The organism is Paenibacillus sp. J5C2022 (genome assembly GCF_025567625.1).
GTDB lineage: Bacteria > Bacillota > Bacilli > Paenibacillales > Paenibacillaceae > Pristimantibacillus.
Genome location: NZ_JAOQJC010000003.1, coordinates 84,418 through 97,082, shown reverse-complemented (window position 1 = coordinate 97,082; position 12,665 = coordinate 84,418). Strand labels below are relative to the sequence as shown.

The 12,665-nt window shown below is 52.0% G+C and carries 9 protein-coding genes; 6 read left to right on the top strand and 3 right to left on the bottom strand.

From position 1 onward, the window contains the following. The first annotated feature begins 302 nt into the window (after window positions 1-302). From M6D81_RS03625 to M6D81_RS03600, 6 genes are all read left to right on the top strand, one after another. Window positions 303-911, top strand: a complete 609-nt coding sequence (locus M6D81_RS03625) for a glycerol-3-phosphate responsive antiterminator (RefSeq protein WP_262675451.1) — start codon at window positions 303-305, stop codon at window positions 909-911. Window positions 912-1,252: 341 nt separating this feature from the next. Further along, window positions 1,253-2,599 carry an ABC transporter substrate-binding protein gene (locus M6D81_RS03620; RefSeq protein WP_262675450.1) on the top strand — a complete coding sequence of 449 codons (1,347 nt, stop codon included), beginning with the start codon at window positions 1,253-1,255 and terminating at the stop codon, window positions 2,597-2,599. Window positions 2,600-2,670: 71 nt separating this feature from the next. After that, on the top strand, window positions 2,671-3,558 hold the full coding sequence (locus M6D81_RS03615) for a carbohydrate ABC transporter permease (RefSeq protein WP_262675449.1): 888 nt from the start codon (window positions 2,671-2,673) through the stop codon (window positions 3,556-3,558). After that, window positions 3,555-4,412 carry a carbohydrate ABC transporter permease gene (locus tag M6D81_RS03610; RefSeq protein ID WP_262675448.1) on the top strand — a complete coding sequence of 286 codons (858 nt, stop codon included), beginning with the start codon at window positions 3,555-3,557 and terminating at the stop codon, window positions 4,410-4,412. The genes M6D81_RS03615 and M6D81_RS03610 overlap by 4 nt, the downstream gene beginning before the upstream one ends. Before the next feature lie 19 nt (window positions 4,413-4,431). Further along, a complete protein-coding gene (locus tag M6D81_RS03605) occupies window positions 4,432-6,252 on the top strand; it encodes a sensor histidine kinase (protein WP_262675447.1) in 1,821 nt (606 codons plus the stop codon). A gap of 21 nt (window positions 6,253-6,273) precedes the next feature. Further along, window positions 6,274-7,893: a helix-turn-helix domain-containing protein gene (locus tag M6D81_RS03600; protein WP_262675572.1), complete on the top strand. Its 1,620-nt coding sequence runs from the start codon at window positions 6,274-6,276 to the stop codon at window positions 7,891-7,893. A 44-nt stretch (window positions 7,894-7,937) separates the two neighbouring features. Here M6D81_RS03600 and M6D81_RS03595 read toward each other — a convergent pair whose 3' ends face one another. The 3 genes from M6D81_RS03595 to M6D81_RS03585 are packed head-to-tail and all read right to left on the bottom strand — an operon-like array spanning window position 7,938 to window position 12,582. Further along, entirely contained in the window at window positions 7,938-9,149 is a 1,212-nt protein-coding gene (locus M6D81_RS03595; RefSeq protein WP_262675446.1) for a DegT/DnrJ/EryC1/StrS family aminotransferase, read from the bottom strand. Window positions 9,150-9,164: 15 nt separating this feature from the next. Continuing rightward, complete coding sequence (locus M6D81_RS03590; protein WP_262675445.1) at window positions 9,165-10,871, bottom strand: polysaccharide deacetylase family protein; 1,707 nt, start codon at window positions 10,869-10,871, stop codon at window positions 9,165-9,167. After that, the gene (locus tag M6D81_RS03585) at window positions 10,858-12,582 is read right to left on the bottom strand and encodes a polysaccharide deacetylase family protein (RefSeq protein WP_262675444.1); all 1,725 of its coding nucleotides are present in this window, start codon (window positions 12,580-12,582) and stop codon (window positions 10,858-10,860) included. Before M6D81_RS03585 ends, M6D81_RS03590 begins: the two co-directional genes overlap by 14 nt. Window positions 12,583-12,665: the final 83 nt, after the last annotated feature.

The following is a 12,665-nucleotide window of genomic DNA, read 5'->3' as shown; positions in this document are numbered from 1 at the left end:
CGAGGTGATGGTGCATCAAGTGGATATTATGTAGTTATTACCGCGACAATCGACGTTTTCGCACCCTGCAAATGGAATTAGTACAGCTAGATCGGGCCATACAGCACACTATCCAATCTATTGCTTGCAATAATAGCATGAAATCCAGTTCATTGCGGACAAAAGGTGTGAATTGGAATTTTAATAGCATGAAATCCAGTTGAATAAGTGAAGTGCTCTCGCCAAGAGAAGATCGGGCAAGTCTTGTTGATGATACTGGAGATCCGGAGATGTAGATTCAACGATAAAGGAGAAGAAGACACATGAAGAAGAATACGGAAGGCGCACAGTGCATGGCCTATTGTCTGAGAAGCAAGCCGGTTATTACATCGTTGATGAATGAAGAGGAGCTTCCTGCCATTCTGGAGACGTCGTCGACGGTTGTTTTCATATTGAAGACGGATATTTTCAAGATTGAATCGATCGTAAAAAGAATAGGGGAAGCGGGCAAGCTGTCGTTCGTCCACTTCGATCTAATAGAAGGTATAGGCAAGGACAAGATGGGCGTGTCCTACTTGGCGGAGAAGGTAGGGATTGACGGCATCGTCACGACGAAGAACAATATCATTGCCGAAGCGAAGAAGCAAGGCTTGCTTACGGTGCAGCGTCTGTTCGTGTTCGATTCCGTCTCTCTCGAGAACGGCATTAAGATGACGAAATCATCGGAGCCCGATGCGATCGAGGTATTGCCGGGGATGGTATGCCAACGAATTATGGGGCGCATTCGCAGCGCTCTGGATATCCCTGTAATTGCCGGAGGATTAATGACGGATATGCAGGACTTCGATGTTGCACTTGGCAGCGGCGTCATTGGCATATCCACGTCCAGCAAGGAGCTGTGGCGTTGGCAAGACGAGGGGATGAAGAGTTAGGTTGCGAGTGCTCCCGTCCAGTGAAGTGCTGCTGAACAAGTCAAGCGAGCGGTAATGCATTGCGCCCCGGCAGGGAAATCTGCCGGGGCGTTCGTTGTGATGGGGCTTGCGGGATATCTGTATGGGAGGGAGGATAGTGTAGGAGGGGGGAGTGTGCGGAGTGTAACATTTTTGGGGTGAATCCGATGCGATTAGAACCGATGAGGCGGACAGGATGCTATACCCGATTACAAGCAAAACAAACAATAGTACATTTAAACTTGCGCAGACCGCCGTTAAGATAGAAATGTAAGCAGTTTCATTCAATATCAGCCAGTCAAATTTATAACAAGGGGTTGGAAATGGTGAAGGTAAATGGAAAGAAGAGGCTGAGAATTTGGGGAGCGCTTTCTCTGCTCACAATTATTATTGCAGCAGGATGTACTAGCGGCAATTCGACGGGAAGTTCTACACCGACAAGCAATAGCGGCGCCGCACCGGTAAGCTCAACAGAGCCGGCACCGGAAAATGTAGAACTCAGGATGATGTGGTGGGGTTCGCAAGATCGTCACGATATGACGATGAAAGTCATCGAGCTGTTCGAGAAAAAAAATCCGCATATTAAAGTAACGCCGGAATATTCGGGATGGGACGGGTATTGGGACAAACTGTCCGTTCAGGTGAGCGGCGGCTCTGCTCCTGATGTCGTGCAAATGTCGTTCGCTTATTTGGCCGATTACACGAACCGTCAGGCGCTGCTGGATTTCGGCACACAAGACATAAATTTGGATAAAGTCGATGAAGGCACTTTAAGTACCGGCAAGTTGAATGGCAAGCTGTATGCCATTCCGTCCGGAGTAGGCACTTCCGCAATGGTTTATGACAAAGCGATTTTGGATAAGGCGGGCATTCAACTGACCAAGACGCCAACCTGGGAGGAACTGGCCAATATCGCCACAGAAATTCATGCCAAGCTAGGCGGCGATGTAGTAGGTATCCCAGACCTTAGCGACGAATCGGATGTCTTCAATTACTATCTCCGCACGAAAGGGATGTCGTTGTTCCAGGATAATAAAATCGGATTTACGGCAGAGACATTGGAAGAATACTACATTTACTGGGATAAATTGCGGAAAAGCGGCGGCATTCCGTCCGTCGAAGCGAGCCTCGCTTACAAAAGCGAGCCGCTTGAGAAATCACTTCTCATGACGGGCAAGTCGGCATTCGCCGTCTATCCGTCGAATAATTTCAATGCTGTAGCAACGATGGCTAATCGTCCGCTGGAGATGGCGTTCATTCCTTCGCACACCGATGAGATGGCGAATTACTTGACGCCGACCATGTACTGGTCGATTACGGCCAAGAGTAAACATCCGAAGGAAGCCGCCATGCTGGTGGACTTTATCATCAATGATCCCGAAGCGGGCAAAATTCTCAGTGTCAACCGCGGCGTCCCCATCTCGTCGGAAGTCCGAGATATCGTCATGCCGCAACTGAACGACAATGAGAAAATGATGGTCGATTTTGTAGGCAAAGTGTCCAAGTCGGCCAAGCCTGTCAATATTATCGAGCCGAACGGATCGGGCGAAGTGCGGAAGCTGTTCGGAAATATCGCGAACGAAGTCGGCTTTGGTAAGAAAACACCTGCGCAAGCGGCACAGGAATTCATCAAGAGTGCTAACGATATCCTGGATAAAATGAATAAATAGAAGGTGCGGTCAGGTGCGTGTAACTCGGTTACGGCACCTGATTTCACACTTAAGATTCGGAGGGAATCATCATGCGTCTGCGCAATCATCTTACGGGCTACTTGTTTCTTTCTCCATGGCTGATCGGCTTATTTGTCTTTACTGTGGGACCAATGGTCAGCTCGTTGTACTTGTCTTTTACCGAATTCGATCTGTTCAGGCCTGCTCAATGGATTGGATTGGAAAATTATCGAAATTTATTTCTTCATGATGAACGCTTCTATCAATCGCTGAAAGTGACATTCTTTTTTGCTTTCATCTCTGTACCAGCCAGGCTCATCGTTTCTCTTCTGGCAGCGTTGCTGCTTAATCAGGGATTGCGCGGAATCGGACTGTACCGAAGTGTTTTCTACCTTCCGTCATTGGTCGGCGGAAGCGTCGGCGTAGCTGTGATGTGGCGCCAAATTTTTGGGCAGGACGGCATTTTGAATGTACTGCTTGGGAGATTGGGTCTGGAAGGAAAAGTCTGGATTGCACATCCGGACTACGCGATTTATACGATCATTTTGCTTGGGGTATGGCAGTTTGGCGCGTCCATGGTCATTTTCCTTGCCGGCTTGAAGCAAATTCCCGAGCATCTGTACGAGGCTGCGGCGATTGACGGAGCTAGCCGCATACGCAAATTTACGCATATTACCTTGCCCATGCTATCACCTGTTATTTTTTTTAATCTGATTATGCAAACGATCGGTGCATTTATGGTGTTTACGCAAGGCTTTGTCATTACAAAAGGCGGCCCGATGGACAGCACACTTTTTTATGCACTGTATTTATATGAGAAAGGCTTCACATTTTTTCAGATGGGCTACGCTTCGGCTATGGCCTGGATTTTGCTGGCGATTGTCGCCATCTTTACCGCTCTTATTTTTTCGAGCTCCAAAATGTGGGTTCACTATGAATCCGGGAATGGGGGCAGATGACAACGATGACAAACCTCTTGGGGAAACTGCCTGTGCGTCAGGCATTGCTGCATCTCGTCCTGTTTTCGATCGGCTTGTTTATGCTGTACCCGCTGATCTGGCTTGTTCTCGGTTCGTTTAAAAGCAGTATAGGTATTTTTTCGGATAGGCTGTGGCCTACGGAATGGGTTCCGGAGAATTATAAGCAGGGTTGGTGGGGCATTCCCTCCATGAGATTCAACATCTTCTTTCTGAATTCGGCAGTGCTTAGCTTAATCGTCGTTGTCGGCAATGTCGCTTCAGCCAGCTTGGTCGCCTTCGCCTTTGCCCGTCTGAATTTTGCATTGAAATCCGTTTGGTTTGCGATTATGATGTTGACGATGATGATTCCGGCACAGGTGACGCTCATTCCGCAATATGTGCTGTTTCACGCATTGGGGTGGGTTAATACGTATTTGCCTTTAATCATTCCTCATTTTTTGGGAGCAACTCCTTTCTTTACTTTTTTGCTTATTCAGTTTATTCGCGGAGTTCCGCGAGAACTGGACGAAGCGGCGACGATCGACGGTTGCGGAACCTTCTCTGTTTTTTGGCGTATCGTTATGCCATTGTGCGGTCCCGCACTGATCACGGTTGCGATTTTCAGTTTCATTTGGACTTGGGATGATTTTTTCGGGCAGTTGATTTATATTAACGATGTCAAGAAGTACACGGTGCCGCTCGGACTGCGATTGTTCATCGACAGCACCGGTAATAGCGACTGGGGACCGATGCTAGCCATGTCCGTATTATCCCTGTTGCCGAATTTTATCATCTTCTTGACCTGCCAGAAGTATTTCGTACAAGGGATCGTAACGAGTGGTTTGAAAGGGTAGTTTGGAAAGGATGGCGCGTATGAGAAAACGCTTGCGTAAAGGCGAATGGCGATTATATCCCCTTCTATTCGGGATATTTATACTCTTCACCAGTACTTTCATGGTGACGATAACCACGATTATTTACTATCGCGTTTCAGCCATCCTTACAGAGCAGACGAGTGAGACAAGGCTTCAATTGATTGCCGAGACGGAGAAGCAATTCACCTCTCGCATCCGTGAGATTGAAGAAACGTCCTTAATGATTTCCACTAACCCGAAGCTGCTGGAGGCATTATCGGGAAGTAAATCCGATCTGCTGAATGAAGCCCGGACACGCGAGGAGATTCGCCAGATTGTCGATAGGGTTACCTATACAAAGCCTTCGATCAGCGGCATCCAATTGTATAGCGACAGATTCGATAATTCTTCCAAAATTGCCTCTGAACGGGTAATGCCTCTCGCTGATATGAACTGGCCTAATGATATGGAACGACTTGAATATTCGGATTCGCTCTGGATCGGATCGCATATGGAGTCGGGCTTGCCGGGGCATTCAGCCCCGGTCGTGACCTTTATCCGCAAAATATACATGTACAACGGAAAGGTAGGGGGATACCTGGTCATTCACGTAGCGGAATCCTTGCTCTCGGCTTTATTCGATGCTAGTGAACGCAGGTCCCCCGGCTCCTTAGTCGTATTCGACGGCGGCAGCCGCATTATGCTGGCCCGAAACGATACAGTTGCGGGACAAGCTCCGCCGCTGGAAGATATCGCCGAATGGAACAGGGCCATTCCTGGACAAAGGGAAGGGTATTTTCGCAAAAGTTTTGACGGCAGACCGTACCTTGTGATTCATTCTTCAGCCAATCAGGCGCAATGGCGCGTGATCGAAATCATCCCCTCTGATCTGTTGTTCAAGGATATCGGGACGATCCGCTCTTGGGCGATCGTGATCGGACTTCTCGGCATTTTGTTTTCCTTGCCGGCAGCGTTCTATGTGTCACGAAAAATCACGAAACCGCTTCCGGAAATATTGGCCGGATTCAAAAAAATTCCTAGCGGCAACTTCGAAGTGCGCCTCGGCGAACGAAACCGGATTACGGAGTTTCGTCTGCTAACGGAAGGATTCAACCGGATGAGTCAGGAGCTGAAGCAACTGTTGATTCGACTGGATGAAGAAAACAAGGCGAAACAGAGAGCGGAGCTGGCCGCACTTCAGAGTCAAATCAATCCGCATTTTCTATACAACGCATTGGATCTGATTAACTGGACGGCGGCCATGAAGGGAGTTCCCGAAGTAAGCGTCATGGCCACAAAGCTGGCCAAGCTGTTCCGGATCAGTCTCAGTAGAGGAAATGGCATGATTCGGCTGCGAGAAGAATTGGAGCACTGCGCATTGTATGCTCAAATTCAGCAGGCCCGTTATCCGGAGCTGTTCTTGTTGACGATACAAGAAAATGCCAAGACCGACAATCTATTCGTGCCGAAATTGATTCTTCAGCCCTTCGTCGAGAATGCCATTATTCATGGATTCGTCGAGCCGTCTTCCAGCCACTACGAAATTGAAATTCGGGCGGAGCAACTCGACGAAAGCACGCTGTCGCTGGTGATCGAAGATAATGGGGCAGGATTGAAAGCCCATTCAGGAGAGCGAGCTGAAGAGGAGCCGATTATGTCGACTTCTTCGGCGAGCGGCAGCAGCGGGTACGGAACGTATAATGTCCGCCAGAGAATACGTCTTTATTTTGGCGAACGTTACGATGTTCGTCTGGAACGCCGCGAATCCGGAGGCACCAGGGTCACGCTGACCCTTCCTGTGCTCAAGACTGAGGAAGAATTGGCCATATATCAACGATAAGGGGTGAGCCTTGTGAAGATCATGCTGGTCGACGATGAGCGCCATGTGCTTGAAGGCTTGAATAAGATGATCGATTGGAAGGGGTTATCGATTTCCAGTTTAATTACCGCGATGAGCGGTGAAGAGGCTTGGCGTTTGTTTCAGGAGCACCGCCCTGACATTCTCTTAACCGACGTTTCGATGGCTAAGGGAAATGGACTGGAGCTGGCAGCGAAAATACGTGAAGTCGATCCGCATATTCCCATTCTCATTTTGAGCGGCTACAACGATTTTGAGTACGCCAGGGGGGCCGTTCATTTGAATGTGGCTCGATATATACTCAAGCCGGCTCTGTTCAACGAAATTCAGGAAACGATTGGCGAGGTGATCGCCGACTTGGAGGAAGAGCGCAAGCAGCGCCAGTATGCCGAGAAGTTTGAACGGTACATCGGCAAGTCCTTGCCCATGTTGCGCGAACAATTTATTGTCGACCTGCTGAACGGCAGTTATACGGGAGGAGAGCTTGATGAGGACCATCTCCGGTTCTACGAAATCGACAATAAGCTTTTGTCGGGCGGCCTGGTAATGAACTTGATTCTGTATCGTCCGGAAGAACGAGCCAGGACGGAGATGCACTGGCAGCTGCTCAAGTTTTCCGTTGCCAATGTCGTGCAAGAAACAGCCGCTGCGTATGACGGGCATGTACAAATCTACGTATTGCGGTTTACCGATGACAAGCTGCCGATCCTGCTCGTGAACGATGACGCGGAGAAGATCAGGCATACGGCGCAGCAATTGGCTGAAGCGATTGTCAGGAACGTCGGGGATCACCTGGATCTGGATCTCAACGCTGCGATTGGCCGATGGTACGGAAGCGCTCGGGAGCTTAGTCGCTCCTATAGCGAAAGCATCGAGACGCTGCGGGTGCTTGAATTTGAAGGCTATCACAAAATCATGGGCGCCGATGAATCTGACAAGGCGTTGTCCGCCTCCTTCCGCTACCCAGCCATGCGTATTCAACAATGCATTGAAGCGGCTCACAAAATGTCTATGCCGGAAGTGTTCTTCCATTGGGAGGAAATCCGAAAATGGCTGCTTATGGAGGGAACGCCGCTCGCTACTGCGCAGATCGCAAGTTTATCGCTGCTGGCCGGCCTCCTCGAAGAACCGGAAGGAGAACAGACGCATGGCCGCAAGGATACGAAATTATTGCCGTATATCAGACGAATCCAGGAATGCCGAAGCAAGGAAACGATCTCGGGACTGGTAGAGGAACAAATCGAAAGCGTGCTTCCTCACCGCGAGTCCCAAGTACAGAGTTACATCCGGAATGTTATCACGCATATCGAGCAAAACTATCACGAAACGATTTCCTTTGCGGAGCTGGCCCAAAACATGCACCTGACGCGAAGTTATCTGAGCTATCTGTTTAAAAGGGAGACAGGCACGAGTTTTGTTTACTACTTGACGCAATACCGGATCGAGAAGGCGAAGGAGCTTCTTCGATCCGGTCGGCATATGATTTACGAAGTATCGGGATTGGTCGGTTACTCCGATCCGGCTTATTTCAGCCGGGCGTTCAAGAAAGTGACGGGAAGTGCCCCCAATGAGTATTTGAATGCTTTTCAAGGCTCCGCGAAGACTCCGCGCTCGAACGGATAGCGGCTGCCGATGTGCGTACGCCTGATCAGTTGCGAGCTTCCCGCCTAATCGGGAAGTCCGTATGCGTTCATGCGGGCAGAAACCTTCCGCAGCGCATCGGCAACATCGTAAATGTCCTGCTCGCCGCCCAGCAGCACAGCCTGACCGAGCCACAGCACCTGAGCCTCGCTTATTCTTTCGCTGACGGGACACGGATAGACGGATTGCTTCCCTGTCCGTTTTGCCGTCTCGGCGATGATGGCCGTATTGCAATTTAATGAATGATACCCGGGCAATACGGGAATACCTTCCGCATGCAGCATTCGAATGACTTGTTCCTTCATTGCCGGAGAAGCCAATTCCGCCCGGATTTTGAACATATATATATGATAAGCATGGGTAGTGATTCGCTCGTCGTTACGGAACGGCTGAAACTGCTCAAGCCCGGAAATCAGTTTATCCAAAAGTGCCGCATTGCGTGCCCTCGTCCGGATTTGCTCGTCCATCCGGGTCATCTGGCCGAGTATGACGGCAGCCTGAAATTCCGTCATCCGGAAGTTCCAGCCGATTCGCTCATGCTGATACCAAGCTCCGCCGGGGACACGTCCGACATTGGCAATGGACCACATCGTTTCCATTAACGTGTCATCGTCCGTAAGGATGATGCCGCCCTCGCCCGAATTGATGTTTTTGCTGGATTGAAAGCTGAATGTACCGGCATGACCCAATGTCCCTACCTTGTGGTTCTCCCAGCTTGCTCCAACAGCTTGAGCGGCATCCTCCAGCAGGAACAAGCCATGACGATCGGCAATCGCCTTCAGGCTTGTCATATTGGCAGGGGCTCCGGCGATATGCACAGCTATTATCGCTTTTGTCCTCGGCGTAATTCTTTCCTCTACTTTGTGTGGATCGATAAGCAGTGTGTCCTCTTCAACGTCGGCGAATATGGGAATGGCGCCTGCGAGTAAAGCTGCGGTACCCGTCGCAATGAAGGTGTACGGCGGCATGATCACCTCGTCGCCGGGTTCGATTCCGGCTGCCATCAACGCAACGGTCATCGCAATCGTTCCATTCGATATGTTTATGGCGTGTCTGGCACCGTGACGATGGGCGAATTGCTGTTCCAAGACGGCCAGCTTGTCCTTGTTAGCGCCTCCCCAGTTGCCGGAATGAAGCACTTCGAGAATGAGCTTCTCCTCCTCCGCCCCCCAGACCGGCCAGTTTGGAAAGGGAGTTGTTCGTACAGGCGTTCCTCCGTCAATTGCCAGTTTGCTCATAGCAACCCACTCCTATCATTTGAATTCGATATCTTTGTCGCCGAGGCTCACAAGCTTGCAGTTCACCCCGTAACGAATCGTTACTGTTTCTCCGCGATCTTCCCCGTTTAATAGGGGAATGCACAAGCAAGCGTCAGCCGGTCCATCTCCATGTACAATCATTCGCTGCTCCGGGCCGTCTGCGCTCTCGATCCGAAGCTTCCGTCGTTGCCGCTCCCATTCGTTGATTCGCTCGCCCGTCCAGAACACGAAGCCGCGCTGTCTGGCCTCTTGTACGAACTGACGCAGCCAGTCGTAAATCGCCGGTTTCCTGTGGATATGAATCGGATGGAAGACAAAATGGGCGATTCCCCGAACCAGGGATGTCTGCTCCAGGATTGGGGCTATCAGACTGGGATCGCATTGCAAAAAATCGCTGTACAGGAATCCGATTTCCAGCACGTCATAAGTTCGATTTCTCTCGTCGCACCATGCGGCGGGGAAATAAGGCTGGCACGTTCCGTACAGAAATCCGGTATTTCCCCTCTTGCTGCCGCCCCGTGTCTGATCGGAAGCGATCCCGTACTGTTCGCACCAGCGGAACAGCTCGCCCCAGCCTTCTAACCGGGTCATATGGTTTTTGTTGGAGAAGATGCGATCGGCCGGAACGGATTGCGATAGCGCTTGTAACTGCTCGCCGAATGCTTCCTGCGTCCATTCGCCGTCCTCCTCCGTCACCGCGTTATAATGAAAGGCGATCTCATGCCCTTTGTTGAGCATTCTCTGAAATATCTCCCGGCTATACAAGGGGGCTATCATACACCATGTCGCTGGAACATCGCATGCTTCAAGCAGTTCCAGCGTCGTCTCCGCTTCCATGTCGCCCGAGCTGTCACTGTCCAGCGACAGCAGCGCCACATGTTCAACGCTTGCGGGCCAGCGGTCGATGAACGGCAGCGGCAGTCCCAGTGCCAGCGCCGCTCGCAGCAGATGCGACACCAGCGCCTCACGCCACAGATCGGCATACGGATGTGCGAAGAAAGGTTCACCTGCCGCGGACCGCTCCCTGTCATTCGTCCAATCTACTGCATATTCGTCGTCGGCTTTCAGAAAGCCGTCATGGATCTGTGCCGTTCCGTCGGGTGCCGGTACTCCGTCGCAAATAACAGGCAGCTGGCCTTGCTGGAGCATGACAATCGTATCCGGAAGCGATACCGACCAGCGTTCCAGCGTTCCCTTGCCGATCGCCATACGCTGGAGCGCGGCGCCCGCTTCCGGTCCGTCGGGGCTTTGCCCGCACAATACGCCGGCCGATTGGATGGTGGGCGCCGGCTGATGATTGGCCGCAATCCGCCACGGCTTCGCCGCGAGGAAACGCAACGCCTGGCCGCTCCCGCCGACCGGTTCGTCAAGCTTGGCATAGCCCGGACCGATCTCTCCGACCGCCTCGCAGCCGCATCGCACGGCAAGCGCATCAAGCGAGCCATATGCGATAAGCGTTCCGCCGCGTTCGGCATACGCCCACAGTTCGTCAGCTGTTCCCGTGTCTTCGCTGCTGTGCGCGACGAGAAGCAGATCCGGTGACTTCCCTTCCGCAAAACTCAGATCCTCGTAGAGATCGAACGGAATTCCGGCATGCTGCAGCACCTCGGTCAAGTAGAAGCCGAACACGTTCAACCCGAGCCGCTGCCTCCTCCCGGCATCCCGCCGGTCAAGCAACACACCAACTTTAGCGATTCGCATCCGATATTCCCCCTTCTGAACATATATGCGTCGACAGGATCGTTCTTCGGCACGGAACGCCGTAACGGACTTCGTCACCCTGCACAGCGCTTCCTTGCGGCAATGGGACGAAGAAGACCGCGTCGCTCTTCGCGGAGCCGGACACCAGGCACGAACCGTCCTCCGTTATTCCGGTTATGCAGAGAGCTCTTCGCTCGCGTTCCCATTCGTTTATGGCTGAGGAGGTCCAGAACGCAAAATCTCGCGCGCGGGCTTCCCGAACGAGCTTGCGAACCGATTCCCGAACTTCTTCTCTATTGTGAATGTGAACCTGATGAGCCAGAAAGTGAGCAACGCCTTCAACGTTCTTAACTTCATCCAGGATAGGAGCGATAATACTGGAATCCGCCCATATCCCTATATCAAGGTCCTGGGTGAGAAAGCCGATCTCGAGCACATTGTACAAACGGTTCCGCTCATCGACCCAGGCGGCGGGGAAGTAGGGGTGAGAGGTTCCGAACAGGAATCCGACATTGCCCCTCTTGCTCGGACCGCGCGTCTGGTCGGCTTCGATTCCGTTCTCTTCGCACCAGCGGAACAGCTCGCCGTAAGCTTCGAAGCGGGTAATATGGTTTTTGTTCGATACCATCCGCCCAATCCCCCTGTCTTGCGTCAGCACGTTCAACTGGCGAGCGAATTCGGAGCCGTCCCACAAGCCGTCGTCCACTTCATACGCATTATAGTGAAAGGCGAGCTCATGCCCTGCGGCGGCGATCCGATTGTGCATCCCGAGGGAATAACCGGGCTCGAGCATGCACCAGCATGAAGTGATGCCGCATTCTTCAAGCAGGTTGAGTGTAGAATTTGCATGCTCGTCGAAGTTGCCGTCACTGTCATGTGACAGCAGGGCAACTTGATTGACACCATTCGGCCAATAGCCTGCGAAAGGTAGCGATAACCCGCGCTCGGCACACAGCCGGATCAGGTGTCCGATTAAAACTTCGCGCCACAAGTCGGCATAAGGATGTGCGAAATACGGGACGCCGGTGTCCGACTTCATACGATCCCACCGCCAGTCCATTCCGATCTGATCATCCGCTTTCAAAATGCCGTCGTTGATCGCCGCCGAGCCGTCCGGAGCAGGAGGGCCGTCAGCGAGAACAGGATGCAGCCCTTGCTGCAGGCCAACGATCGTCGCCGGAATGTCGATCGTCCATCGACTGAACAAGCCATCGCCGATCGGGAACGATTGCAGGGCAGGCGCAGCACTGATCGCGTCTGGTCTGTCGGGCGCAACCTCGCCAGTAGAGTCGTATGCCTGAGCTGCCTCTGCTTCCCGGCGCCACGGCGAGACGTGAAGCGCCCGGAGAGGGCGCTTCACGCCGAAGCGCTCCGGTAGCCGGATATATGACGCGCCAATCAGTTCGCCGCGCTGATGTCCAAGCTTGGTGGATAGAACATCCGCCATTCCGTATGCGACAATTAGACCGCCGGATGTCGCGTAGCGCCACAATCGTTCTGCCGAATCGTTCGTCTCGGGCATCGCGGCAGCGATAACGAGATCGAGACGTTCAAGAGATTCAAGCTCGTCCAGTGACTCCATTTTTTCGTATGGAATCCTTCGCCTATCCAGTATTTCGGTCACGTAGCATTCCCACGCATTCAATTGCAATCCCCATTTCCGCTCCAGCGTCCGGCGGTCAAGTAAAACGCCAATCCGTGCTAACCTCAACTCGTGTTCACTCCCATTTTCGTTTTATATAAGCGGTTACAATTATTCTAAGAAAATATGAATCGGAGAGAAATGCAGTCTGG

Coding starts and splice junctions, on each gene's coding strand:
- M6D81_RS03605 (WP_262675447.1), top strand. CDS start 4,432: ATGAGAAAACGCTTGCGTAAAGGCGAATGGCGATTATATCCCCTTCTA.
- M6D81_RS03625 (WP_262675451.1), top strand. CDS start 303: ATGAAGAAGAATACGGAAGGCGCACAGTGCATGGCCTATTGTCTGAGA.
- M6D81_RS03600 (WP_262675572.1), top strand. CDS start 6,274: ATGCTGGTCGACGATGAGCGCCATGTGCTTGAAGGCTTGAATAAGATG.
- M6D81_RS03615 (WP_262675449.1), top strand. CDS start 2,671: ATGCGTCTGCGCAATCATCTTACGGGCTACTTGTTTCTTTCTCCATGG.
- M6D81_RS03610 (WP_262675448.1), top strand. CDS start 3,555: ATGACAACGATGACAAACCTCTTGGGGAAACTGCCTGTGCGTCAGGCA.
- M6D81_RS03620 (WP_262675450.1), top strand. CDS start 1,253: ATGGTGAAGGTAAATGGAAAGAAGAGGCTGAGAATTTGGGGAGCGCTT.
- M6D81_RS03590 (WP_262675445.1), bottom strand. CDS start 10,871: ATGCGAATCGCTAAAGTTGGTGTGTTGCTTGACCGGCGGGATGCCGGG.
- M6D81_RS03595 (WP_262675446.1), bottom strand. CDS start 9,149: ATGAGCAAACTGGCAATTGACGGAGGAACGCCTGTACGAACAACTCCC.